This is a genomic window from Streptomyces sp. NPDC003691 (genome assembly GCF_053981115.1).
Genome location: NZ_JBSFNQ010000031.1, coordinates 50,393 through 76,248 on the forward strand (window position 1 = coordinate 50,393; position 25,856 = coordinate 76,248).

17 protein-coding genes are annotated in these 25,856 nt (G+C 73.8%); 13 read left to right on the forward strand and 4 right to left on the reverse strand.

From position 1 onward, the window contains the following. The first annotated feature begins 87 nt into the window (after positions 1-87). From ligA to gatB, 6 genes are all read left to right on the forward strand, one after another. Entirely contained in the window at positions 88-2,274 is a 2,187-nt protein-coding gene (gene ligA, locus ACWDR0_RS17015) for an NAD-dependent DNA ligase LigA (RefSeq protein ID WP_456352495.1), read from the forward strand. Between the two features lie 336 nt (positions 2,275-2,610). Continuing rightward, a complete protein-coding gene (locus tag ACWDR0_RS17020; protein ID WP_456352476.1) occupies positions 2,611-4,800 on the forward strand; it encodes a putative bifunctional diguanylate cyclase/phosphodiesterase in 2,190 nt (729 codons plus the stop codon). A 382-nt stretch (positions 4,801-5,182) separates the two neighbouring features. Further along, positions 5,183-5,479, forward strand: coding sequence for an Asp-tRNA(Asn)/Glu-tRNA(Gln) amidotransferase subunit GatC (gene gatC, locus ACWDR0_RS17025; protein ID WP_006346410.1), 297 nt, complete (start codon positions 5,183-5,185; stop codon positions 5,477-5,479). 7 nt (positions 5,480-5,486) lie between these two features. Next, complete coding sequence (gene gatA / locus ACWDR0_RS17030) at positions 5,487-6,980, forward strand: Asp-tRNA(Asn)/Glu-tRNA(Gln) amidotransferase subunit GatA (RefSeq protein WP_456352477.1); 1,494 nt, start codon at positions 5,487-5,489, stop codon at positions 6,978-6,980. Further along, positions 6,977-7,216 carry a hypothetical protein gene (locus ACWDR0_RS17035; protein ID WP_456352478.1) on the forward strand — a complete coding sequence of 80 codons (240 nt, stop codon included), beginning with the start codon at positions 6,977-6,979 and terminating at the stop codon, positions 7,214-7,216. The genes gatA and ACWDR0_RS17035 overlap by 4 nt, the downstream gene beginning before the upstream one ends. Before the next feature lie 17 nt (positions 7,217-7,233). Beyond that, the gene (gatB, locus tag ACWDR0_RS17040) at positions 7,234-8,745 is read left to right on the forward strand and encodes an Asp-tRNA(Asn)/Glu-tRNA(Gln) amidotransferase subunit GatB (RefSeq protein WP_456352479.1); all 1,512 of its coding nucleotides are present in this window, start codon (positions 7,234-7,236) and stop codon (positions 8,743-8,745) included. 161 nt (positions 8,746-8,906) lie between these two features. Here gatB and ACWDR0_RS17045 read toward each other — a convergent pair whose 3' ends face one another. Then, positions 8,907-9,806, reverse strand: coding sequence for a hypothetical protein (locus ACWDR0_RS17045; RefSeq protein WP_456352480.1), 900 nt, complete (start codon positions 9,804-9,806; stop codon positions 8,907-8,909). Positions 9,807-10,150: 344 nt separating this feature from the next. On the opposite strand from ACWDR0_RS17045, the gene ACWDR0_RS17050 reads away from it, so the two are divergent. The 5 genes from ACWDR0_RS17050 to ACWDR0_RS17070 all read left to right on the forward strand — a co-directional run bounded on the left by ACWDR0_RS17050 (position 10,151) and on the right by ACWDR0_RS17070 (position 18,045). Further along, positions 10,151-12,496: an MMPL family transporter gene (locus ACWDR0_RS17050; protein ID WP_456352481.1), complete on the forward strand. Its 2,346-nt coding sequence runs from the start codon at positions 10,151-10,153 to the stop codon at positions 12,494-12,496. 2 nt (positions 12,497-12,498) lie between these two features. Next, entirely contained in the window at positions 12,499-13,089 is a 591-nt protein-coding gene (locus ACWDR0_RS17055; protein WP_456352496.1) for a GNAT family N-acetyltransferase, read from the forward strand. Between the two features lie 453 nt (positions 13,090-13,542). After that, positions 13,543-14,313 (forward strand): GNAT family N-acetyltransferase, encoded by a 771-nt coding sequence (locus ACWDR0_RS17060; protein ID WP_456352497.1) that lies wholly within the window; start codon positions 13,543-13,545, stop codon positions 14,311-14,313. A gap of 382 nt (positions 14,314-14,695) precedes the next feature. Next, a complete protein-coding gene (locus ACWDR0_RS17065) occupies positions 14,696-14,878 on the forward strand; it encodes a hypothetical protein (protein WP_456352482.1) in 183 nt (60 codons plus the stop codon). A gap of 92 nt (positions 14,879-14,970) precedes the next feature. Beyond that, entirely contained in the window at positions 14,971-18,045 is a 3,075-nt protein-coding gene (locus tag ACWDR0_RS17070; protein ID WP_456352483.1) for a helix-turn-helix transcriptional regulator, read from the forward strand. A gap of 328 nt (positions 18,046-18,373) precedes the next feature. Here the strand turns inward: ACWDR0_RS17070 and ACWDR0_RS17075 are convergent, their stop codons facing one another. The 3 genes from ACWDR0_RS17075 to ACWDR0_RS17085 all read right to left on the reverse strand — a co-directional run bounded on the left by ACWDR0_RS17075 (position 18,374) and on the right by ACWDR0_RS17085 (position 21,160). Beyond that, positions 18,374-18,628 carry a DUF6191 domain-containing protein gene (locus ACWDR0_RS17075; protein WP_456352484.1) on the reverse strand — a complete coding sequence of 85 codons (255 nt, stop codon included), beginning with the start codon at positions 18,626-18,628 and terminating at the stop codon, positions 18,374-18,376. A gap of 70 nt (positions 18,629-18,698) precedes the next feature. After that, entirely contained in the window at positions 18,699-19,862 is a 1,164-nt protein-coding gene (locus ACWDR0_RS17080; RefSeq protein WP_456352485.1) for a PQQ-dependent sugar dehydrogenase, read from the reverse strand. 284 nt (positions 19,863-20,146) lie between these two features. Further along, positions 20,147-21,160, reverse strand: coding sequence for an aldo/keto reductase (locus ACWDR0_RS17085; protein WP_456352486.1), 1,014 nt, complete (start codon positions 21,158-21,160; stop codon positions 20,147-20,149). A gap of 254 nt (positions 21,161-21,414) precedes the next feature. Between ACWDR0_RS17085 and ACWDR0_RS17090 the strand changes: the two genes are divergently transcribed. Both ACWDR0_RS17090 and ACWDR0_RS17095 read left to right on the forward strand, forming a co-directional pair. Continuing rightward, entirely contained in the window at positions 21,415-22,362 is a 948-nt protein-coding gene (locus tag ACWDR0_RS17090; RefSeq protein ID WP_456352487.1) for a 2-hydroxyacid dehydrogenase, read from the forward strand. Positions 22,363-22,892: 530 nt separating this feature from the next. Then, on the forward strand, positions 22,893-25,730 hold the full coding sequence (locus ACWDR0_RS17095; RefSeq protein WP_456352488.1) for a putative bifunctional diguanylate cyclase/phosphodiesterase: 2,838 nt from the start codon (positions 22,893-22,895) through the stop codon (positions 25,728-25,730). The last annotated feature ends 126 nt before the right edge of the window (positions 25,731-25,856 follow it).

Genomic DNA, 25,856 nt, shown 5'->3' on the forward strand with positions numbered 1-25,856 from the left:
CAGGAGGACACGACGGTGACGGGCATCGAGCGGACGCAACAGCCCGCGGACGGCGGCGCGGAGGACGCCCCGCGGGAGGGTACGGACCTGGCGGCGGCGCAGGCCGGCGCCGATCTGCCCCCGCAGGCGCGCGAGGACCACGCGCGGCTCGCCGGGGAGATCGAGGAGCACCGCTTCCGGTACTACGTGAAGGACCAGCCCGTCGTCAGCGACGGGGAGTTCGACGCGCTGATGAGGTCCCTGGAGGAGCTGGAGGAGCGGTATCCGGCCCTGCGGACCCCCGACTCGCCGACCCAGAAGGTGGCCGGCGCCTATGAGACCGACCTGGCGAAGGTGGAGCACCGCGAGCGGATGCTCTCCCTCGACAACGCCTTCGACGAGGAGGAGCTGGCGGCCTGGGCCGAGCGGGTCGCCCGGGACGTCGGCACCCCCGGCTTCCACTTCCTGTGCGAGCTGAAGGTCGACGGCCTGGCCGTCAACCTGACGTACGAGAAGGGCCGGCTGGTCCGCGCGGCGACCCGCGGCGACGGCCGGGTCGGCGAGGACATCACCCCCAATATCCGCACCATCGCCGATATCCCGGAGCGGCTCTCCGGCGACCGGGTCCCCGATCTGGTGGAGATCCGCGGCGAGGTCTACTTCCCGATGGACGCCTTCGAGGAGCTGAACGCCCGCCGCGTCGCCGCCGGGGAGCAGCCCTACGCCAACCCCCGGAACTCCGCCTCCGGTTCGCTCCGCCAGAAGGACCCCCGGGTCACCGCGACCCTCCCGCTGCACATGGTGGTCCACGGCATCGGCGCCCGCGACGGCTTCACCATCGACTGCCTCTCCCACGCCTACGAGCTGCTGCACGAGTGGGGGCTGCCGACCGCCCGCCACAACAAGGTGGTCGACTCCCTCGACGGCGTCCGCGAGTTCATCGCGTACTACGGGAAGAACCGCCACTCGATGGAGCACGAGATCGACGGTGTCGTCGTCAAGCTCGACGAGATCCCGCTCCAGGGGCGGCTGGGCTCCACCTCCCGCGCCCCCCGGTGGGCGATCGCCTGGAAGTACCCGCCGGAGGAGGTCAACACCAAGCTGGTCAATATCCGGGTCGGGGTCGGCCGCACCGGCCGGGTCACGCCGTACGCCCAGGTCGAGCCGGTGAAGGTGGCGGGCTCCGAGGTCGAGTTCGCCACCCTCCACAACCAGGACGTGGTCCGCGCCAAGGGTGTTCTCATCGGTGACACGGTGGTGCTCCGCAAGGCCGGTGATGTCATTCCGGAGATCCTCGGCCCGGTCGTGGACCTGCGGGACGGCACCGAGCGGGAGTTCGCGATGCCCGCCGAGTGCCCCGAGTGCGGTACGCCGCTGCGCCCGATGAAGGAGGGCGACGTCGACCTGCGCTGCCCCAACGCCCGGTCCTGCCCGGCGCAGCTGCGGGAGCGGCTCTTCTATCTCGCGGGCCGCAAATGCCTCGACATCGACCACTTCGGCTATGTCACGGCAGCCGCCCTCACCAGACCCCTGGAGCCGGCCGAACCGCCGCTGAAGGACGAGGGCGACCTGTTCGGCCTCACCGTGGAGCAGCTGCTGCCCATCGTGGCGTACGTCCTGGACCAGGACAGCGGACTGCCCAAGCGGGACCCGAAGACGGGCGAGGAGAAGACGGCGACCGTCTTCGCCAACCAGCAGGGCGAGGCCAAGAAGAACACCCTGGCGCTGCTGGAGAGCATCGAGGCGGCCAAGCAGCGGCCGCTGGCGCGGATCCTCACCGGTCTGTCGATCCGCCATGTCGGCCCGGTCGCGGCGGAGGCGCTGGCCCGGGAGTTCCGGTCGATCGACCGGATCGAGCAGGCGGACGAAGCGGAGCTGGCGGCCACCGAAGGCGTCGGGGCGATCATCGCGGCCTCCCTCAAGCAGTGGTTCGCCGAGGAGTGGCACCAGGAGATCCTGCGCAAGTGGCGGGCGGCCGGGGTGCGGATGGAGGAGGAGGGCGCCGACGAGGAGCAGGGCCCGCGTCCCCTGGAGGGCCTGACGGTCGTCGTCACCGGAACCCTGGAGAACTACACCAGGGATGGCGCGAAAGAAGCCCTCCAGAGCCTCGGCGCGAAAGTGACCGGATCCGTTTCGAAGAAGACGGGGTTCGTGGTGGTCGGGGAGAACCCCGGTTCCAAGTACGACAAGGCGATGCAGCTCAAGGTGCCCGTCCTGGACGAGAGCGGCTTCGTCGTCCTGCTGGAGCAGGGGCCCGAAGCGGCGCGTGAGGCGGCAGTGCCGGCAGAGGCGTGATACGGGGGTGGGCGCCGGGCGCGCGCCCGGCGCCCGCTCCTCGTACGCACCGGCTGTACAGGGCGGGAACAAGACGTTCCGCCCGGGGACGGAACGACCGGTAACAGTCACCCGTTCAGCGCATAGCAGATGGATAAGGGTGACCGGGTCGCATTCGGGCAAGAGCAGTAGAGCGCCGCTCGTCGGAGCGCGCCGCGGCCTACTGTTGAGGCGTGCGCCCTGTCGTGCACGGCCGAGTGATGGGATTTCAGTCGTGGTGGCATGAGAACGGGAACCACGGGAATCACCGGAACCATCGCGGAACGATCGGCACTGCCGGCTGTGAGAGGGACGGGAATGGAACCCACCGAGAGCGCCGCCCCGGTCCCGAGGCTGCGGGGGATCGCGGCCCTGACAGGCGGACTTGCGGGCCTGGCGCCCGGACTGCCCGCCGCCACGACGGCCGCCGCCGCGATCACCGTCGGGGCCGGGGTCGCCGCGGCGGTGGCGGACGGCCGGGCGCTCTTCCCCGACGCCACCACCGGCTGGTCCCTCGCCGTCCTCACCGGGATCGTCGTCGGCCATCTGGTCGCCCTCGGCCGGGACCGCTGGTGGGGCGGTACCGGCTCCGGCGCCGCGCTCACCCTCGCCGTCCTGCTGCTCTACGGCTGGGTCCCGGCCGCCCTGGTCAGCATCGCCGTCGTCGGTCTGGTCGGCGCCGTCCGGCGCAACCGGCGGCGGAGCGGACTGCTCCACGGCTCCGCCGATGTCCTCGGCGTCGGCGCCGCGGGCCTGGTGCTCTCCCTGTCCGGCCGCACGCCCAGCGTGGAGAACCCCTGGTCACCACTGGACTGGGGGATCGGGGCCGCGGTGGAAGTGGTCCTCGCGGCCGCGGCGTACCTCGCGGTCACCCGGCTGCTGCTGTGGTACGTGCGGACCCCGCAGCCCCAGGGAGTGCCCACCATCGCCCGGACCGCGCTGGTGCGCCAGGGCCTGGTCGCCGTCGCCCTGCTGGGCATCGCCCCCCTGATCTGTGTGGTCGCCGTCTCCCGGCCGCTGCTGCTGCCGCTGTTCGCGGTACCGCTGATCGCCCTGGACTCCACGCTCCGGATCGCCCGGCTGCGGGCCGAGGAACAGCTCCGGGACCCGCTGACCGGACTGCCCAACCGGCAGTGGCTGCTGGAGCGCACCTGGACCGCCCTGGAGGACGCGGAGGCCGGCGGCTCGCGCGCCGCCCTCGTCCTGATCGACCTCGACCGCTTCCGCTCCGTCAACGACACCCTCGGCCATCTCGCCGGTGACCGGCTGCTCCTCCAGATAGCGCAGCGGCTGCGGCCCGCGCTGCCCCGCGGGGCCGAGGCGGCCCGGCTCGGCGGCGACGAGTTCGCGGTGCTGCTGCCGACGACGGACTCCATCACCAGCGCCCAGCGGGTCGCCCGGCAGCTGGCCGCCGAGCTGTCCTCCCCGCTCGACCTCGACGGGCTCACGCTGGTCCTGGAGGCGAGCGCCGGGGTCGCCGTCTTCCCCGAGCACGCGCAGGACGCGGAGGGGCTGCTGCGCCGCGCCGACGTCGCGATGTACCAGGCCAAGCGGGACCGGACCGGCGTCGAGGTGTACGAGTCCAAGCGGGACAGCAACACGCCCGACCGGCTGGGGCTCCTCGGGGACCTCCGCCGGGCCCTGGACGCCAGGGAGGTGGAGCTGCACTACCAGCCCAAGGTCCGCTTCGACGGCCATGTCGCCGGTCTGGAGGCGCTGGTCCGCTGGGTCCACCCGGACCGGGGTCGGGTGCCGCCCGACGAGTTCATCGCGATCGCCGAGTCCTCCGGTCTGATGCCGCTCCTCACGGAGTACGTACTCGACACCGCGCTCGGGCAGGTCGCCAAATGGCGCGCCCAGGGGCTGAACGTCCCGGTCGCCGTCAACGTCTCGCCGCGCGACGTCCACACTCCCGGGTTCGCGGGCTTCGTCGCCGCGCGCCTCGCGCGCCACGGGGTACCCGCCGGCGCGCTCCAGCTGGAGATAACGGAGCATGTGCTGCTGGAGGACCCGCAGCAGGCCGCCGACACCCTGGCCGGGCTGACCGACCACGGGGTGCGGATGTCCCTCGACGACTTCGGCACCGGCTACTCCTCCCTGGTCCATCTGCGCAGGCTCCCGGTGAGCGAGCTGAAGATCGACCGCTCGTTCGTGGCCCGGCTCGCCGTCGACACCCAGGACGCGGAGATCGTCCGCTGCACGGTCGACCTGGCGCACTCCCTCGGGCTGCTGGTGGTCGCCGAGGGCGTCGAGGACGACGAGACCTGGGAGCGGCTGCGGGACCTGGGCTGCGACGCCGTGCAGGGGTGGCTGGTGGCCGCGGCGATGCCGCCGCACGAGACGACGGCCTGGCTGCGGGCCCGCGGTGAGCGCGGCTGGCACCGCCAGGACGACACGGCGGCCCATGCCGCACCGGAGCCGGTACCCCCGCCGCCCGCCCAGCCCGCCGTGGAGCGCCCGGCCGCCGCGAACGCGGGCCACCGCCCGGGCGACCCGCTGCCCACCTGACGCCCTGCCCCTGCGGGGCGCGCGATCCCCTGCGGGGCGCACGGACGGAGACGCCCGCCCTTCCCCCGCGGGGCGCACCGGTAGAGCGGGCCGCCCCGGGGGCTGCCTCGCCCGGCGCCCGGTGCCCTGCCCGGTGTCTCCGCCCGGCGCCCGCGCCCCGGCCGGGCGCGGGGTCCGTACCCGTACCGCCCGTACTCCCGCCGTGCCCGCGCGTGCCGTGCCCCTGCCGGGCGGGGCGGGAGGGCGCGGTCCTGAGCGGGCCGCCGGGCGGGGTGCGAAACAGCCGGGTCACCCCGTGGACGCCAAACCGTTTCGTGAGCACCGGGCGCCGCCCCATAGGATTGGGCCAAACACCCACACTCACCCTGATGAGGATCTCCGCATGCCTGGCATCACGCGCGAGGAGGTCGCCCACCTCGCCCGGCTGGCACGTCTGGAGTTGTCCGGCGAAGAACTCGACCACTTCGCAGGTCAGCTCGACGACATCATCGGCGCGGTAGCCCGTGTCGCCGAGGTCGCCGACCAGGACGTACCCCCGACCTCCCACCCGCTGCCGCTGACGAACGTCATGCGCGCGGACGAGGTCCGTCCGTCGCTCACGCCCGCGCAGGCGCTCTCCGGCGCCCCCGCCCAGGAGCAGCAGCGTTTCAAGGTGCCGCAGATCCTGGGGGAGGACTAAGAACGTCATGACGGACATCATCAAGCTCACCGCGGCCGAGATCGCCGCGAAGATCGCCTCCGGCGAACTGACGGCCGTCGAGGTCACCGAGGCCCACCTGGCCCGGATCGACGCGGTCGACGAGAAGGTCAACGCCTTCCTCCACGTGGACCGGGAGGGCGCGCTCGCCCAGGCCCGCGCGGTCGACGCCAAGCGCGCGGCCGGCGAGAAGCTCGGCCCCCTCGCGGGCGTACCGCTCGCCCTGAAGGACATCTTCACCACCGAGGGCATCCCGACCACCGTCGGTTCCAAGATCCTCGAAGGCTGGATCCCGCCGTACGACGCCACCCTGACGCGCAGGCTGAAGGAGGCGGACGTCGTCATCCTCGGCAAGACGAACATGGACGAGTTCGCCATGGGGTCGTCGACCGAGAACAGCGCCTACGGCCCCACCGGCAACCCGTGGGACCTGACCCGGATCCCCGGCGGCTCCGGCGGCGGCTCCAGCGCCGCCCTCGCCGCCTACCAGGCCCCGCTGGCCATCGGCACGGACACCGGCGGCTCGATCCGCCAGCCCGCCGCCGTCACCGGCACGGTCGGCGTCAAGCCCACCTACGGCGGGGTCTCCCGCTACGGCATGGTCGCCTTCTCCTCCTCGCTGGACCAGGGCGGCCCCTGCGCCCGTACGGTGCTGGACGCGGCCCTGCTCCACGAGGTGATCGCCGGCCACGACCCGCTGGACTCCACCTCTATCGACGCCCCGGTCCCGCCGGTCGTCGAGGCCGCCCGCAACGGCAGCGTCGCGGGGATGCGGGTCGGTGTCGTCAAGCAGTTCCGCGGCGACGGCTACCAGGCCGGGGTCCTCCAGCGCTTCGACGAGTCCGTCGTCCTCCTCCGGGAGCTGGGCGCCGAGATCGTCGAGCTGGACTGCCCCTCCTTCGACCTGGCGCTCTCCGCGTACTACCTGATCGCGCCCTCCGAGTGCTCCTCCAACCTGGCCCGCTTCGACGCCATGCGCTACGGCCTGCGGGTCGGCGACGACGGCACGAAGTCCGCCGAGGAGGTCACCGCCCTCACCCGTGAGGCCGGCTTCGGCGACGAGGTCAAGCGGCGGATCATCCTCGGTACGTACGCGCTCAGCTCCGGCTACTACGACGCCTACTACGGCAGCGCGCAGAAGGTCCGGACGCTGATCACCCAGGACTTCGAGAAGGCGTTCGAGCAGGTCGACGTGATCGTCTCGCCGACCACGCCGACCACCGCGTTCCCCATCGGGGAGCGCGCCGACGACCCGATGGCCATGTACCTGGCCGACCTGTGCACCATTCCGACCAACCTGGCCGGGAACGCCGCGATGTCGCTGCCCTGCGGACTCGCGCCCGAGGACGGCCTGCCGGTCGGCCTCCAGATCATCGCCCCGGCCATGAAGGACGAGCGCCTCTACAAGGTCGGCGCCGCCGTCGAGGCCGCGTTCGTGGAAAAGTGGGGACACCCACTGCTGGAGGAGGCACCGTCGCTGTGAGCGCGTTCAGTAAGGCCAAGGGCTTCAAGAAGTCGAAGGCGGGCACCTACCTGTCCATCGGCACGACCGCGTTCGGCGCGCTCAGTGTCTACAAGCAGGTCCGGAGCGCCCGCGACGAGCACGACACGCTGCGGCTCGTCGACGCCGTGATCACCGGTGCCGCCATCGTCACGGGCATCGCCCTGCTGGTGCGCGAGCTGAAGCGCCTCGGCGACGACGACGTCCTGCTGGGCTGAGAGGGAAAGTTTCTCCTGTGACCATCACCGAACTGGTCTCGTACGAGGCGGCACTCTCCGCCTTCGACCCCGTCATGGGCCTGGAGGTCCATGTCGAGCTGGGTACGAGGACCAAGATGTTCTGCGGCTGCTCGACCGAGCTCGGCGCCGAGCCCAACACGCAGACCTGTCCCACCTGTCTCGGCCTGCCCGGCTCCCTCCCCGTCGTCAACGCGATCGGCGTGGAGTCGGCCGTCAAGATCGGCCTCGCGCTGAACTGCGAGATCGCCGAGTGGTGCCGCTTCGCCCGGAAGAACTACTTCTATCCGGACATGCCGAAGAACTTCCAGACCTCCCAGTACGACGAGCCGATCGCCTTCAACGGCTATCTGGACGTCCAGCTGGAGGACGGCGAGGTCTTCCGCGTGGAGATCGAGCGCGCCCATATGGAGGAGGACACCGGCAAGTCGACGCACGTCGGCGGTGCCACCGGCCGGATCCACGGCGCGTCCCACTCCCTCCTGGACTACAACCGGGCCGGCATCCCGCTGATCGAGATCGTCACCAAGCCGATCACGGGCGCCGGTGAGCGGGCCCCCGAGGTCGCGCGGGCGTACGTCGCCGAGCTGCGCGAGCTGATCCGGGCGCTCGGGGTCTCCGAGGCGCGCATGGAGATGGGCCAGATGCGCTGCGACGTGAACCTGTCGCTGATGCCCAAGGGCTCCACGGTCTTCGGCACCCGCTCGGAGACCAAGAACGTCAACTCGCTGCGGTCGGTCGAGCGGGCCGCCCGGTTCGAGATCCAGCGGCACGCCGCCGTACTGGAGTCCGGCGGGAAGATCGTTCAGGAGACCCGGCACTTCCACGAGGAGGACGGCTCCACCACCTCCGGCCGGATCAAGGACAACGCGGAGGACTACCGGTACTTCCCCGAGCCCGACCTGGTGCCGGTCGCCCCGGCCCGGGAGTGGGTCGAGGAACTGCGGGGGACCCTGCCCGAGCTGCCGCGCCTGCGCCGCAACCGGCTCCGTGAGGAGTGGGGCGTCTCCGAGCACGACATGCAGTCCATCCTGAACGCGGGCGCGGTCGACCTGATCGTCGCCACCACGGACGCGGGTGCCCCCTCGGACCAGGCGCGCAAGTGGTGGATGGGCGAGCTGGCCCGTAACGCCAACGAGTCCGGCCGGTCCCTGGACGAGTTGCCGATCACCCCGGAGCAGGTCGCCCGGGTGGCCGCGCTGGTCGCCGCCGGTGACCTCAACGACAAGCTGGCCCGCCAGGTCATCGACGGCGTGCTCGCGGGCGAGGGCGACCCGGACGCGGTCGTCGAGAAGCGCGGTCTGAAGGTCGTCTCCGACGACGGTGCGCTCGGCACCGCCGTCGACGAGGCGATCGCCGGGAACGCGGCGATCGCGGACAAGATCCGCGGCGGCAAGGTGGCGGCGGTGGGCGCGCTGGTCGGCGCGGTCATGAAGGCCACCCGCGGCCAGGCGGACGCGGCCCGCGTCAAGGAGCTGATCCTGGAGCGCCTCGGAGTCTCCGAGGGCTGACGGACGGCCTGCGGCCGGAGCACGTACGAAAGGGCGGTCCCCCCGGGGGCCGCCCTTTCGCCTGCTGCTGGGGCTTCGGGGCCGGGCCCGGGCCCCGGAATCCGGGCCCGGGCCTCCGGGCGGGGCACCCCGGCGGCCGGGCGGCGGCGTCCGGCGCCGGGTCAGGTGCGGATGCCCAGGCCCGGGAGGAGGAGGGTGCCGCGGTCGCGGCAGCTCGCGTCGCGGGCGCGGAGCTGGTCAGGGGCGGCGGTGCCGCGGGCCCGCAGCTCGGTGAGTACCGTACGCGCGGCCTCGGCGGCCTGGGAGCGGTCCGGGTCCGGGAACTCCGACTGCCACCAGCCGCGGTCCCGGCAGTGCCAGCCGCGGGCGCGCATCAGCAGACCGCGCTCCGGGGAGTCCTCGCCGTCCCGGTCGTCGACGGAGACCAGCAGGCCGTCCCGGCGGGCGTACGAGAGCTGGAAGCGGCGGCCCCGGTCCGCCGAGCTGGTCAGGGTGAACGCCGCCCAGTCGTCGCCGACCTGCACCGGGAGCTGCTCCACCCAGGCGGCCAGCAGCAGCTCCAGGGCGCTGGCGAAGTGGTCGAGGCCGGGCAGCGGGCATCCGGCGGGATAGTCGGCGGGCGGTTCGCCCGGGCCGCCGCGGTCCAGCCGCCAGAGATACGGCAGCAGGCCCGGATCGTGCGGCTCGTCCCGGGACCAGGCGCCTCCCCAGTCGAACGAACGCCGCTCGGCGGCCTCCAGCGCCGCCGTGTCGTGGACGGAGAGCAGGGCCCAGGGGCCCGCCCCGCTCAGCAGCACCGTCCGCCGGGCGTCCCGCCAGCGCACATCGGGGCCGCGCGCCGAGCCCCCGCGGAGCGTCGGTTCGCCGGTCCTGGCCACGATCGCCCCGTACACCGGTCCGAGGGCCTCCCGGCGGTCCCGGAGCGAAGCACCCGGCTCGAAGGAGAGCACCGGCACCGGATCGCGGCCGATGAACTCCCCGGGCCTTTCGTGCAGCGCACGGGCGAGAGCGGCGGCCGTGTCCGGGTCCCGGATCGGCCTGTTGGTCCCCGTGGTCTCCATGCCGTCCATCGTGCCAGCCGCCGCCGACAACGTGCCGCCGTCCCCGTACCCAACGGGAGCGCGTACGGCGCGCATTGGGCCGCCGGGGACGGGACGGCCCGTGCGCCCGGACCGGTACCGATCACCGGCCCGGCAGCGGCCGGTAGCGGGCCGGAACGGTCGGTGTTGTGAGGAAGCCCACGAAAGTGCACTCAAAGGGGCAAACGATCACGATTGGCTGGCAGAGTGCCCCTCAAGGGCAGGCGTCTTCCCGCCGCCCGGACTTCTGTGAGCTTCTTCGCGTTCTTTGCGGGCTGTTCCCTACTCCCGGCCAAAGATCCACGAACCACCAGGGAGCACGTCCGTTGGCAGCCATCGCCCGGTGGTGCATCGCGCACCGACTCGCCGCCGTACTCGTCTGGCTGGCCGCGTTCGCGGGCGTCGCCGCCGCCGCTGCCGCGGCCGGAACCGCGTACTCCAACAACTACGACGTCCCCGGCACCGAATCGGGCCGGGCCGCCGCGCTCGTCGCGGAGGGCTTCCCCGGCCGGACCGGGGAGGGCGACACCGTCGTCTGGCACAGCGAGCGCGGCAGCGTCCGCGCCCCCGCCGTCCAGGACCGGATGACCGGGCTGCTCGACGAGATCGCCGCACTCGACGGGGTGACCGCAGTCCGCGGGCCCTACGGCGCCGAAAACGGCGGGACAGCCGGGGCAGCAGGGGCAGCCGGGGGAGCCGACGGCGCGGAACGGATCAGTCCGGACGGCCGTACCGCCTATGCCGAGATCGTCTTCGACCGGCCCGCGGCCGAACTGCCCCGCTCCCAGGTCACCGCGGTCCTGACGGCCGCGGAGTCCGCGGCGGGCGACGGGGTGCAGGTCGAGGTCGGCGGACCCGCCGCCGGGCTCACCGAATCCTCCCCCGGCCATCTCGCCGAGGCCGTCGGAGTGGCCGTCGCCGCCGTGGTGCTCTTCCTCGCCTTCGGCTCCCTGGCCGCCAGCCTGCTGCCGATAGCCACCGCCCTGGTGTCGGTCGGCACGGCCTACGCGGGCATCGTCCTCCTCGGCCATGTGATGACGGTGGCCGACTTCGCGCCCATGCTCGGCATGCTCATCGGGCTCGGCGTCGGTATCGACTACGCCCTCTTCATCGTCACCCGGCACCGCCGGGGCCTGCGGGCCGGGCTCCCGGTCGCCGAGGCCGCCGGGAACGCCGTCGCCACCACCGGCCGGGCCGTCGTTTTCGCCGGGGCGACCGTCTGCATCGCCCTCCTCGGCATGCTGATCCTCCGGCTGGACTTCCTCAACGGCGTCGCGATCGCCGCCGCGCTCACCGTCGTACTGACCGTGGCGGCCTCGGTGACCCTGCTGCCCGCCCTGCTGTCGTACATCGGACTCCGCGCGCTCAGCGGCCGGGAGCGGCGGCAGCTCGCCGAGCACGGCCCCCGCCCCGAGCTGCCGACCGGCTTCGCGGCCCGGTGGGCGGTCTTCGTGGAGCGCCGTCCGAAGCTGCTGGGGGCGGTGGCGCTGGTGGTGATGGCGGTGCTCGCGCTGCCCGCGTTCTCCCTCCATCTCGGCACCTCCGACCAGGGCAACAACCCCGCCTCCTCGACCACCCGCCAGGCGTACGACCTGCTGGCGCACGGCGGCCCCGGGCAGGGGGAGGGCTCCGGCGGCGGCTTCGGGCCCGGCGTCAACGGCCCGCTGACCCTGGTCGCCCGGATCGACGGCGGCGCCGACCGGGCGGCCATGGACCGGCTGCCCGAGGCGCTGCGGGGCGCGAAGGGCGTGGCGTCGGCCGGCCCGGTCGCGTACAGCGGCAACGGCGGCACCGCCGTCCTCACCGTCGTCCCCGACTCGGCCCCGCAGTCCAAGGACACCAGCGAACTGGTCGACCGGCTCCGTACGGACCTGCTGCCCCGGGCGACCGACGGCACCTCCCTGACGGTCCTGGTCGGCGGGGTGACCGCCGGATACGACGACTTCGCCGAGGTCATCGTCGGCAAGCTGCCGCTTTTCGTGGGCGCGGTCGTCGCCTTCGGCTGTCTGCTCCTGCTGCTCGCCTTCCGCTCCGTCGGGATCCCCCTGAAGGCGGCGGCGATGAACGTGGCCGCCGTCGCCTCGTCCTTCGGCGTGGTCGTCGCGGTCTTCCAGTGGGGCTGGGGCAGCGAACTGCTGGGCCTCGGCCGGGCCGGGCCCATCGAGCCCTTCCTGCCGGTGATCATGGTCTCGGTGCTCTTCGGGCTCTCCATGGACTACCAGGTCTTCCTGGTCAGCCGGATGTACGAGGAGTGGCTGGAGACCGGCGACAACCGGCGGGCGGTACGGGTCGGGCTCGCCGAGACCGGCCGGGTGATCAACTCGGCCGCGGTGATCATGATTTCGGTGTTCCTCGCGTTCGTCCTCAGCGGCGACCGGGTGATCGCCATGTTCGGCATCGCGCTCGCCGTCGCCGTCGCCCTGGACGCCTTCGTCCTGCGGACGCTGCTGGTGCCCGCCCTGATGCATCTGCTCGGCGGCGCCAACTGGTGGCTGCCGCGCTGGCTGGACCGGGCCCTGCCCCGGATCACCATCGAGGGGCCGGAACCGCGGCGGCGCGCCAGGATCCCCGGACAGCCGAAGCCGCGCGAGGAGGCGGTGCGGGAGCCCCTCGCCCCGGCCCGCCGCTCGTCCCCGGGCGGGATGTACGACGTACCACCGAGAAACGGATGACCATGTTCGCGATACCCCTCAGCGCCCGGGACGGCGAGACGGCCGAGCTACGGCCCCTGGAGCCCTGGCAGGCCGCGGAGTTCCTGGCCCATGTCGACCGCGGGCGGGAGTTCATCGGCCGGTACATCGGCTTCGCCGACGCCGCGCGGGACCTGGAGGCCGCCCGCGCGCTGCTCCGGAAGTACGCCGACCGGCAGGCGGCCGACGGCGGCCGGATCTTCGGCATCTGGCTGGACGGCACCCTGGTCGGCGGCGTGCTCTTCGTCTCCCTCGACGCCGCGGCGGGCACCGCCGAGGCCGGGTGCTGGCTGGAGCCCGCCGCGGTCGGCCGCGGACTGGTCACCCAGGCCGCGCGGATCCTGCTCGACTGGGCCGTGGACGTCCGCGGCGTCCACCGCGTCGAATGGGTCGCCGCGTCCGCCAACACGGCCAGTCTGAACGTCGCCCGGCGGCTGGGGATGCGGCGCGACGGGGTGCTCCGCGAGTCCTTCGTCCACCACGGCGAGCGGTACGACCTGGAGGTGTGGTCGGTGCTCGCCCCCGAATGGCGCGAGCTGCGGGCGGGCGGCGCGGTGGCGGCGGCGGAGAGCTGAGCCCGGTCCGGCAGCGCCCGGCGCGGGGCGGTACGTACGCGGCCGGTGCGCTCCGTCCGCGGTGTGCGGCCGGTGCGCTCCGCCGAGGGCCCGGTGCGGCCGGGATGCCCCGCCGATGGCCCGGTGCGCCGCCGGGGCCGTAAACCCGTGGCCGCGCGCCGGGCCCGGTGCTGCAATGGGCGGATGACAGCCCCTGACCCCGCCGACCGGCCCGCCGCCCGCGCCAACCCGACCAACCGCACCGGCCCTGCCGACGGCACCGCCTCCGGGCGGGCGGAGGGCGGCTCCGGCGGCCCCGTGGATTCGTCCGGCGGTACGGATCCGGGGGGCGGCGGTACGGGTACGGGCGAGGGCGCCCGCCCGTTTCGCGGCTCCGCCGACAGCACGGGCTCCGCCGACCGCACCGGCCCCGGGGAGCAGCCCGGTCCCGCCGACCGCACCGGTCCCCGTGAGCTGCTCGCCCTCTTCGACCGGCAGTTGCGCCGGGACCTCGTCGACGACAGCCCCGGGGTCCGGGTCGAACGCCTCGGGCACCTGGTCCGGATGACCGGCCCCAGCTGGAACGGCGTCCTCTGGTCGCAGCTCGACGAGACCACCGCCGATGCCGTGATCGCCGCCGAAGCCGCCCACTTCGCGGCGCTCGGAGTGGAGGCCGAGTGGAAGCTCTACTCCCACGACCGGCCCGCCGATCTCGCGGACCGGCTGCTCGCCGCGGGCTTCGTCCCGGAGGAGGCGGAGACCCTGATGGTCGCCGCCGTCGCCGGACTGCCCCGGGAGCCCGTCCTCCCCGACGGCGTACGCATCGCCGATGTCACCGACCCCGGCGGGGTGGAGCTGATGGACCGGGTCCACGGGACCGCCTTCGGCCGCTCCGCCGACGGCATGCGCGAGCAGCTCCTGAGCCAACTGGGGCAGGACACCACGGTGATGTCGCTGGCCCTGGCGGGGGACGTCCCGGTCTGCGCGGCCCGGATGGACCTGCACCCCGGCACCGGATTCGCGAGCCTCTGGGGCGGCGGCACCCACCCCGAGTGGCGCGGCCGGGGCATCTACCGGGCCCTCGTCGCCCACCGCGCCCGCACTGCCGCGGCCCGCGGATACCGGTGGCTCCAGGTCGATGCCGGCCCGCAGAGCCGCCCCGTCCTCGAACGTCTCGGCTTCCGCGCCCTCGCCACCACCACGCCCTACCTCCGGCCCGTACCCCCGGCCCCGGGGCGGGGCTGAACCGGCCGGTACGGCACCCGGGTAGCCGGGCGGCCGGTTCAGTTCCGGGCCTTTCCCGGATCTCCCGGATCTCCCGGATCTCCCGGATCTCCCGGATCTCCCGGGCCTCCCGGGCGCCCACGGCGAGGGCCCTTCCCGGTCCCCGCGGCGCCTCTCCGGGGACCGGGCGCCGGGTCCCGGGGCGTCCGGCGCCAGAGGTCTGAGGCATCTGAGGAGGGTGCTTAGGCCGCGGCTCCCCGGAGCCGGGGTCCGGGGCGGTCCTTCTAAGGCGTACGGCGGCCCGGGATACCGCACTCTCCCGATGCGGCGGCACCGGCTGGGGCCGGAGAGTAGTGGCACGGCGGAAAACCCGCCGGAACCGCACCGGCCGAAGGAGCACACCGTGTCCGAATACCTCTTCCACACCCACCCCGCCGCCCAGGCATCGGCGCTGCACCGCGCGGAGCTGATCCGCCGCGCCGACGAGTACCGGCTGGCCCGGCTGGTCCGCCGGGCGGGCAGACGGGCCGCCAAGAAGGGGGAGGGGCGGGTGACGGCGTCCGACCGCTACGTCCCCGCCGCCTGAACGGCCGTCCGGTGAACGGGCGCAGCGCCACCCCCGGAGGGCTGTCCACAGGGCATCCCGCCGGGGGTGTCTCCGTATCGGACGACTGTGCGATGCTCGGCAGCGTGGAGACCAGGTACGTCAGTCCGGTGTTCGTGGGCCGCGCCGGGGAGTTCTCACTGCTCACCGGTGCGCTGAGCCGTGCCGCGGGGGAGGACGGGGGCCGTCCCGGCGGGGACCCCCAGGCGCTGCTCGTCGGCGGCGAGGCGGGCGTCGGCAAGACCCGGCTCATCGAGGAGCTGTGGGAGGAGGCGTGCCGCAGGGGAGCGGCCGTCGCCGTCGGCGGCTGTGTCGAAATCGGCGCCGACGGGCTGCCGTTCGCCCCCTTCTCGGCGGCGCTGCGCTCGCTGCGCCGTCTGATGCCGGAGGAGATGGCCGCCGCGGCCGCCGGCCATGAACAGGAGCTGGCCAGGCTGCTGCCCGAGCTGGGCGATGCCCCGCGCGGCGGGGGCGGCCGCCACGACGACGAGGAACTGGCCCGCCTCTTCGAGCTGACGACCCGGCTGCTGGAGCGGGTCTCCGCGGAGCGCACGGTCGTCCTCGTCCTGGAGGACCTGCACTGGGCGGATGCTTCGACCCGCCATCTGATCACCTATCTCACCCGCACCCTGCGCCGGGGCAGACTCCTCTTCCTGGTGACGTACCGCTCGGACGACGTCCACCGCCGCCATCCCCTGCGGCCGTTCCTCGCGGAGCTGGAGCGGACCAGGACCGTACAGCGCGTCGAACTCACCCGGTTCAACCGGGCGGAGGTGCGCCGCCAGCTCACCGGCATACTCACCGCCGAGCCCGAACCGTCCATGGTGGACAGCATCTTCGAACGCTCCGACGGCAACGCCTTCTTCGTCGAGGAGCTGGCCCGCAGCCTCGCCCAGGGCAGCCCCTGCGGACTGCCCGACTCGCTCCGCGACATCCTGCTGGTCCGGGTCGAGGCGCTGCCGGAGCGGGCCCAGCGGGTGGTGCGGATTCTCGCCGAGGGCGGATCCGCCGTGGAGTACGGACTGCTGCTCGCCGTCGCCGGGCTCTCCGAGGACGAGCTGATCGAGGCGCTGCGTGCCGGGGTCGAAGCCCATATCCTCCACCCCACCGCCGACGGCGGGGGCTACCGCTTCCGCCACTCCCTGGCGCGGGAGGCCGTCAGCGACGATCTGCTGCCGCCCGAGCGGTCCCGGCTCAACCGGGCCTACGCCCTGGCCGTGGAGGCCGATCCGGCACTGGTCCCGGACGAGGAGCGGGCCATGCGGCTCGCGGGCTACTGGTACCACGCGCACGACGCGGCGAAGGCGCTCCCCGCCGTGCTCGGCGCGGCCGTCGAGGCCCGTCGTCGCCACGCCTACTCGGAGCAGCTGTGGCTGCTGGAGCGGGCGATGGAGCTGTGGGACACCGTGCCCGACGGCATCCGGGACGAACTGCGTCCCATGGACTACGCGGAGGCGTATCCGCCGTGCCGCTGCGACCCCGAGACCAACCCCCTGCGTTTCCTCGACCTGATCGCCGAGGCGACCGTCGCGGGGACGCTCAGCCGGGACCGTGAGCGGGCGCTGAAGATCGCCCGGCGGGGTCAGCGGCTTGCGCTCGGCGAGGGCGATCCGCTGCGCGCCGCATGGTTCTGCATCCAGCGGGCGAAGCTGGTGTCGGTGCTCGGCCGGGGTGACGGCCACCCGGAGCTCATCGAGGCCCAGGAACTGGTGCGCGGGCTGCCGCCGTCGGTGGTGCACGCCCAGGTCCTCACCGCGGTCGCCCACTGGTGCCGGGCCCACGCCCCGGGCCATGACGGTCTCGCCACCGCCGAACGGGCCGTGGAGTACGCCCGGATGGTCGGCGACGAGGAGACCGAGCTGTCGGCCCGGCTCTCCCTCGGCGGTTTCCTCGCCGACGCCGGGCATATCGAGGAGGGCCTCGCCGAGATGTACACGGTCAAGGACCGTGCTCTGGAGCTGGGCATCCCCCATCTGATCGCGGGCAGCCATGCGAACCTGCCGCACACCCTGGAGAGCGTCGGGCGCTCCCAGGACGCCGTGGCCCTGCTGAAGGAGGGCCTGGAGGTGGCCTCCCGGCACGGGCTGGTCGGCACCGAGGCCTGGGTGTTGGTCAATCTGGCCGAGTCCTGCTACACCCTGGGGCGCTGGGACGAGGCCGGCACCGCCGCGGAACGGGCTCTGGAGGTCGGCAACGGCCCCAAGCCCCGGGGCTGGGCCGCCTTTGTCCTCTCCGTGCTGGAGCTGGGCCGCGGGGACATCACCGCCGCGTCCCGGTGGGTTCACGAGGCCAGGTCCCACTTCGGCACCGAGGGCCCCACCCCGCAGAGCGGCCTCGGGATCGACACGGTCGCGATCGGGGTCGCCGCGGCGGAGGCCCGGGTCGCCGACGCCCGGGCGCTCTTCCGCGCCGTCCCCGCGGACGGTTTCGCGCCCGGCTCCTACCGCTACGCCTGGCCGCTGCTGCGTGCCGTGGCCACCATGGAGGCCGACACCCGCGGGCTGCCCCTGGCCGCGGAGGGCCGTGCGGAGATCCTCGACCGGATCGGCGTCCTCGCCCGGGGACTCGCCGCCACGGTCCCCCTGTGGGTGGGTCACGAACGCTGGGTCCGCGCCGAACTGCTCCGCGCCCGGGGCGAGGACACCCCCGGCGACTGGGCGGAGGCGGGCGAGGCCTTCGAGAAGGCCGGTTTCCCCTACGGGCTGGCCGTGGTCCGCCGCCGCTGGGCGGAGGCCCTGCTGCCCACCGACCGCGACGGCGCCGCCCGGCTGATGCGGGCCGCCGCCCGCACCGCCGCCGAACTCGGAGCGCGGCCGCTGACGGAGGAACTCGCCCTGCTCGCCCAGCGGGCCCGGATCGGCCTCTCCCCGGACCGGCCCGCCGAGCCCGGGGGCGGCGAGCCCGCGCCCGGCCCGGTCCTCGGCCTCACGCCCCGGGAGGAGGACGTCCTCCGGCTGGTGGCCGCGGGCCGCAGCAACCGCCAGATCGCCGAGGCGCTCTACATCTCCCCGAAGACGGCGAGCGTCCATGTCTCCAACATCCTGGGGAAGCTGGGCGTCTCCGGCCGCGGCGAGGCGGCCGCGATGGCCCACCGCCTCCGCCTCTTCCCGTCGGAGCCCGTGCCACTCGCGGCACCGGTGGCCGACTGACCCACCCCGGCCCCGGCCCGCCCTCCGGGCCCGCCCCAGGCCGGGACGCTCCCCGGGCCCGCCCGGGCCGGGACCGCTCCCCGGGTCCACCCCGGGCCGGGACCGCTCCCCGGACCTGCCCCGGGAGCGGGCGCCGCCGTCGACCGGTGTTCCGGGTCCGCCGGGCCGGTGCGAGCGCCCCGGCCGCCGCTCTCCGCGCCCCGGCGGGCGAGCCCGGCCTTCCGGGGCACCGGACCCCCGCGCCCGGCCCCTTCGGGAGCCGCAGCCCTGCTCCTGCCCGCCCGGGGCCGGGCGGGCAGGAGCGGTCCCCATGGGGCCGGCCGTCCCGTCACGTCCCCGGGGCGGAGCCCGACGGTGGAGCGGGGCGGTCCGGGCCACTGGTGGCGGGGGCTGCCGCGGGAGGCGCCGCTCCGTCCGGCACGCCGCCGGGGAGGCGTACGGTCACCCGGCCGGAAGCGAGGTCCACCGGGCCGCGCGAGGGGTCCGCCGCACCCACGTCGACCCGTGAAAGCTCCAGTCTCTTCTGCTCGTCGTCGGTGTGCTTTCTGCCGGGTGCGAAGATCTGGTCGAGGATGTTGAGCACGTCGGTCCACCCTTTCCTTCCGCTTCTTCCCGGCGGAGTACCTGCTGCCGGGGGCGTGCTTCGGCCGGTGTCAGCGCACCTCCAGTCTCAGGACCCGGTCGTCGCCCGCGTCCGGTGAGCCCCGGCCGTCCGTCTCGCTGGTGATCAGCATCAACCCGGCGCCGCCCGTGGCGAGAACGGTGCGCAGCCGGCCGTACTTCCCCTCGAAGAACGGCTGCGGATCGGCGGAGGGTTCCGCTCCGGCGAGGGGGATGCGCCAGAGCCGTTCGCCCCGCAGACCGGCCATCCAGAGGGAGCCGGAGGCAAAGGCGAGCCCGCTGGGTGACGCCTCCGACGTCTTCCACTGCACCGCCGGATCGACGAAGGCCGGATTCCCGGCCTTGCCCTCGGCCTTCGGCCAGCCGTAGTTCTTCCCCGGCAGGATCAGATTCAGCTCGTCCCAGGTGTTCTGCCCGAACTCGGAGGCCCACAGCCGCTTGCCGTCGTCCCAGGCGAGGCCCTGCACATTGCGGTGGCCCAGGGAGTACACCAGCGATCCCGGGGTCGGATTGTCCGGCGCGGGCCGTCCGTCCGGGGTCATCCGCAGAATCTTGCCGCCCAGCGACTTCGGGTCCTGGGAGAGATCCACCTCCCCGGCCTCGCCGGTCCCCGCGTACAGCATCTTGTCCGGGCCGAAGGCGATCCGCCCCCCGTTGTGCACGACCCCCTTCGGAATGTTCCGCAGGACGGTGTCCGGGGCCCCGAGCTGCTGTCCGGCCGCTCTGCGCTCGTCGTACCGCAGCCGGGCGATGCGATTGTCGGAGTCGGTGGTGAAGTACGCGTAGATCTGGCGGTCGGCAGCGAAGGCGGGCGAGAGCGCCAGCCCGAGGAGCCCGCCCTCACCGCTCGCCGAGACCCCGGGCACCGAACCGATCTCCGTGGCCTTCCCCGTCGCCGCGTCGACCCGGGTCACCGTCCCCTCGTCACGCGAGCCGACCAGCAGATCGCCGTCCGGCAGGGCGACCGCGCCCCACGGCGACTTCAGCCCGGTCGCCACCGTCGCCACGACCTTCGCCGACCCCTTGGCCGGGGGGCCCGACGGGGAGGCGCTTCCCGCCGGGCCCGGCGACGAGGCCCCCGGGGACCCGGTCGCGCCGTCCTTGAGGCCGTCCGCCGGACCGTCGCCCGGTGAGCACGCGGTGCCCGCCAACAGCACGGCCGCGGCCAGCACGGCCCCCACACCAGCACGTCGCACGATTGCGATCCCTTCGACGGGCTCCAGCGGAGCGAGTGACTACCTTTCCTACACCGCCCGGGCCTTCCGGGTTCCCGATCTCCGCCCCCGGTTTTCCCGGCCCGGCCGCGCGCCACGACCGGTGCCGTGCCACGACCCGCGCCACCCATGACCCGTGCCACAACTCGCAGCCCGCAGCCCGCAGCCCGCAGCCCGCAGCCCGCAGCCCGCAGCCCGCAACTCGCAGCCCCGCCCCGCCCCGACCCCGCCACCGCTCCCGGGCCCGCCCCGCCGCGCCCGCTCCGTCAGTCCCACGACCCCAGCGCCGGGGGCAGCCCCCGGATCTCCGCCTCGTCGCGCTCGGTGAGCCGTATCCCCACCGCACCCGCGTTCTCCTGCGCCCACCGCTCCCGCTTCGCCCCCGGCACGGGCACCACGTGCCGGCCCCGCGCCAGCACCCAGGCCAGCGCCACCTGCGCCGGGGTGATCTCCGGGCCGTGCCGTGCGGCGATCCGCCGCAGCCCCGCCACCAGCGGCTGGTTCGCCGCCATCATCTCCGCCGTGAACCGGGGGTGGCGGGCCCGCGGGTCGTCGGGCTCGAAGCCGCCGCCCGGAGTGAGCGTGCCGGTGAGGAACCCGCTGCCCAGCGGTCTGGCGGCGAGAAAGCCCACCCCGCGCGTCTCGCACCACGGCAGCAGCCTCACCAGGGCCTCCGGCGACCAGACCGACAGCTCCGCCTGGACCGCGCCGACCGGGAACACCTGCTGGAGCCGCTCCAGCAGGCGGATCGTTCCGTCGTACGGATCGGCGGGTGCCGCGGCCCGCCGGGACCCGTGCGTCACCCGGGCGTCCACCGCGCAGAGCCCCAGCGCCCGTACCTTCCCCGCGGTCACCAGCTCCGCCATAGCGCCCCAGGTCTCGTCGGCAGGTACGTCCGGATCGGTCCGGTGCAGCTGGTAGAGGTCGATGACATCGGTCTGGAGCCGCCGCAGGGAGGCGTCGCAGGCCCGGCGGACGTACCCGGGGCGGCCGTTGGCCACCACATGTCCGTCGCCGACCAGCAGCCCCACCTTGGTGGACACGAAGGCGTCCGCCCGCCGCTCCCTCAGCACCCGGCCGATCAGCAGCTCATTGGTGTACGGCCCGTACATATCGGCCGTGTCCAGCAGGGTGGAGCCCGCGTCCAGCGCGGTGTGCACCGTCCTCGCCGAGCGGTCTCCGCGCCGCTGCGAGGCCGTGTACGCCCAGCTCATCGGCATACACCCCAGCCCCACCGCTCCCACCCGCAACGCCGCCGCGCCGATCGTCCTGCGCTCCACCCGCCCGTACCCTCCGCTTCCCCTGGTCCGACGCCCGGACGCCCCCCAAACTAACCAACTCCCTTACGGGGCCCGGGACCGCCGTCCCCGACCGGCCCCGCCACTGCCCCGCTCCGTGCCGTCCCTGGCGCGATCCCGCCCCCGCCCCCCGGCACCCTCCTGCCCCTGCTCCCCGCACCGCCCCGGCCGCGATCCCGGCGTGATCGCGGTCCGGTCCGGCCGGATCCCGCCCCTCACGGCCTAGTCTCGTGACCATGACTGCTGATGTGTGGCTGCCGATACCGGCCGACGAGATCCCCGGACTGCCCCCGGCCGGGACCTCGGGTCTCGTCTACCGCTTCTGGGACGGCGGGGCGGACTTTCCGGCGGACCCCGCCGACTGCGTCTTCTACACCGTCCCCTATATGAACGGGGCGGAGATCGCGGTCCGCCCGATGTCCGCGATGTCGTCCGTCAGGGTCGTCCAGACACTCTCCGCAGGGACCGACCACCTCGAATCCGGGCTCGGAAGCCTTCCCTCCGGCGTACGCCTCTGCAACGCCAAGGGGGTCCACGAGGCGTCCACCGCGGAGCTGGCGCTCGCCCTGACCCTCGCGTCCCTGCGCGGTATCCCCGGCTTCGTCCGCGGCCAGGACGCCCACGAATGGCGGGCGGGCTTCTATCCGGCGCTCGCCGACCGCACTGTGATGATCATCGGATACGGCTCCATCGGAGCGGCGGTCGAAGACCGGCTCGCGGCCTTCGAATGCGCGCGGATCCTGCGCATCGCGCGCTCCGCCCGCACCACCGGGCGCGGTGAAGTGCGCCCGTTCACCGATGTGCCCGCCCTGCTGCCCGAGGCCGATGTGGTGATCCTCGCGACCCCGCTGACGGAGCACACGAGGGGGCTGGTGGACGCCGGTTTCCTGGCCGGGATGAAGGACGGCGCGCTGCTGGTGAACGTCGCCCGCGGAGCGGTGGTCGACACCGATGCCCTGCTGGCCGAGGTCAAGAGCGGCCGGATCACCGCCGCGCTCGATGTCACCGACCCCGAACCGCTCCCGCCGGGCCATCCGCTGTGGCAGGCTCCGGGCGTGCTGATCAGCCCTCATGTCGGCGGTTCCACGTCGGCGTTCATGCCCCGGGCCACCAGGCTGCTGGCCGCCCAGCTGACCCGGTTCGCGGCCGGTGAGCCGCTCGACAACGTCGTCCGCACCCTCTGAGTACCGCATCCGCTCCGGGTACCGGGGCCCGGCGGGATCCCCGGCCCGGGCCGCCCCGGCCCCCGTCCCGATCCCCGAACACCGCCCCGAACACCGCCCCGAGCGGTGATAACCCGCCACCACCGGCCCGTACGCCCCCACCACACTTGACGTCACAGCCGGAAATACTGCGAAGTCATCCGATCGCCCCGCGCGTCGTCGCACCATCGTACGGTCACTGAGAGTAGAGACGCTATGTCCCTGAGTGACCATCCTGGTGTAAAGTCCCGACTTGGGGGCCGCACCCGCATGGGGTGGTGCGAAGTGACGGCCCGACTGCCGATGGGATTTCGAGGGGGGCGACGGGCGATGTACGGCCAATGGCGACGGACCACGGATCCAGCACGGCGGGGGCGCCGGCGACGGCTGCCGGGAGGCGGCCCGGCGAAAGCCCCGGCACCTCTGCGGACGCCTCTGCGGACGTCTCTCCGGACACTTCTCACGGGGCCCCTGCGGGGACTCCTCCTCGCGCCGCTCCCGGGAGCGGGCCGGTGAGCGCCCCGGAGGCGACGGCGGCCCCCCGGACCGGTCCCGTCGCGGGCGGCATCGTCGCCCCCCTCCTCCTCGCCGTCGTCTGCGCCGGATACGCGGCGGGCGCCATGCTCGGCTGGGGCTCCCGGAAACTGGCCCTGGTCATGGGCGACTTCGGGCTGAGCGCCGCCGCCCTGGTCGCCGCCGTCTCCTGTTTCTGCTACGCCCGGCAGGTGCCGCCGCGGCTCCGTCCCGCCTGGCTGCTGTTCGCGCTCTCCTCCCTGATGGCGGCCATCGGGAACGGCGTCTGGGGCTGGTACGAGGTGGTGCTGGACCGGCCGGTGCCGAGCCCGTCCGCCGCCGACGTCTTCTTCCTCTGCTTCGCCCCGCCCGCGATCGTCGGCCTGCTGGTCCTGGCCAAGCGGCCGGTGACCCGGGCCGGCTGGTTCTGCCTCGCACTCGACGCCTGGCTGATCGGCGGCTCCCTGCTCACCATCTCCTGGAGCCTGGCCCTCGCCCATACGGCCCACGCGCAGGGCCAGAGCGTGGCGCCCGCCGCGCTCGCCCTCGCCTACCCGATGCTGGACATCGTGCTCGTCAGCATGGTCCTGGCGCTGCACTTCCGGCGCTCGGGGGGCAATCGCTCCGCGGTGAACACCGCCGTCGCGGCCCTCGCCCTGACCGTGGTGTCCGACGCCCTGTTCACCTCGCCGCTGCTGCGGGAGACCTACCGCTCCGGCCAACTGCTCGACGCCGGCTGGTTCGCCGGTTCCCTGCTGCTCGCCTACGCCCCCTGGGGGGTGCGCAGACCGGCCGAGCCGCCGCGCCCGCCGCGCGCCCCGCTCCCGTCCGGCCGGCCGGTCGCGGGCTCCCTGCCCGCCCTGACGCCCTATCTGGCCGCCGCCGTCTGCACCCTGGGCATCCTCTACCACGTTGTGGAGGAGCGCCGGGTCGACCGGGTCGTGGTGATCACCGCCTGTACGGTCGTGCTCGCCCTGGTCGTCCGCCAGGGCATCATGCTCGTCGACAACATCGCCCTCACCAACGAGCTGGCCCAGAAGGAGAACCACTTCCGCTCCCTGGTCCAGGGGTCGAGCGATGTCATCATGATCGCCGCGCCCTCCGGGGTGCTGCGGTACGTCAGCCCCGCCGCGTCCGGGGTCTACGGCCGGGACGCCGACCAGCTGATCGGCTCCGAGCTGGCCTGTCTCCTCCATCCGCAGGACCTGGGCCGGGTGGTCCACGAAGTACGGCGCTTCCTCGCGGCCACCCCGGCGGACGAGCCGACGATGCGGATCGAATGCCGCTTCCGCTCCGGCGGCGGCGAGTGGCTCCATGTCGAGTCCACCGTCAACCGCCATCAGGGCGGACTGATCTTCAACTGCCGGGACGTCACCGAGCGGGTCAGACTCCAGGCCCAGCTCCAGCACAGCGCCGAGCACGATCCGCTGACCGACCTGCCCAACCGCGCGCTCTTCACCGACCGGGTCCGGCGGGCCATCGGCGGCCGCCGCTCCGCCGACCCCGGCACCGCCGTGCTCTTCATCGACCTGGACGGCTTCAAGGGCGTCAACGACCGGCTGGGCCACCAGGCCGGCGACGAACTGCTCATCGGCGCCGCGAGGCGGCTGGCCTCCTCGGTACGCGCCGGGGACACCGCCGCCCGGCTCGGCGGCGACGAGTTCGCCGCCCTCGTCCTGGGCGACGGCGCCCGGGACCGGGCCTCCCGGGAGGCCCAGGTCCTGGAGATCGCCGAACGGCTGCGCCTCACGCTCTCCCAGCCGTACCGCATCGACGGACAGGACGTCCGGGTCGCCGCCTCCATCGGGGTGGCCTTCGCCGAGCCCGGGACCGGCCCCTCCGATCTGATGCGCAACGCCGACCTCGCCATGTACCGGGCCAAGGCCGGCGGCAAGGACCGGGTCGAGCTGTACGCCCCCCAGATGCAGGCCGAGGTCGTCCGCCGCACCGAGCTGGCCGCCCGGCTGCGCACGGCGCTCCACGAGGGCGAGTTCGCCCTGCTCCACCAGCCCGTGGTGAGCCTGGCCACCGGCCGTATCGACTCCGTCTCCGCCCAGGCCCGCTGGCGGTCGGCGCACGGCATCCTCTTCACCCCCGCCGAGTTCCTGCGGGTCTCGGGCGATGCCGACCGCGCCGACGAGCTGGGCCGCTGGCTGCTGGAGGAGTCCGTCTCCCAGGCCGCCGAGCGCGGCCGGCTCGGCCATCACACCCCGGTGACGGTCCGGGTCTCCACCCGCCGCCTCCTGGACCGCTCCCTGCCGCCCGGCGGCATCGAGCGGATGCTGGCCCGGCACGGGCTGCCGTCCGGCGCGCTCATCGTCGAACTGTCCGACCCCGACCCCCGGCTCCGCCAGGACTCCCGGTCCTCCTTCGACGAGCTGGAGCAGCGGCTGATGGCGCTGCGCAGGACCGGCGTACGGATCGCGCTGGACGGCTTCGGCAGCGGACACGCCGCGATCAACGCCCTGCGCCGGCTCCCGGTGGACATCCTCAAGCTGGACCGGGGGCTGGTCGACGGGATCGTGGAGTCCTCCCGGCTGCACAAGATCACCAGCGGGCTGCTGAGGATCGCGGGCGACCTCGGGATGGAGTCCGTGGCCGAGGGAGTGGACCTCCCGGAGCAGGTCCTCGCCCTGCGGGCGATGGGCTGCACCCATGGCCAGGGGGCGGCCTTCGCCGGCGCCCTGGACGAGTACCGGCTGCGCCGGGCCCTGGTCAGGGACGATTTTCCGGTCCCGGGCGGGGTCGCCCTCCCCGTGCTGACGGGAGGTGCGGGAGGTGGCTCGTTCCGGCTGCACAGCAGCTCACATAATGAGACGCGCGTCCCACCGGCTTGACAGTGGCAGCGCGTCGGAGAGAGGGTCAGTGCCATGCGCACCCGAATTCTCGTACTTGGACAGCGCGTCGGCTGAGCGGGTTCCCCACCAGGACCCCGCGGACACCTCCCGACGCGCTCCCCTCGC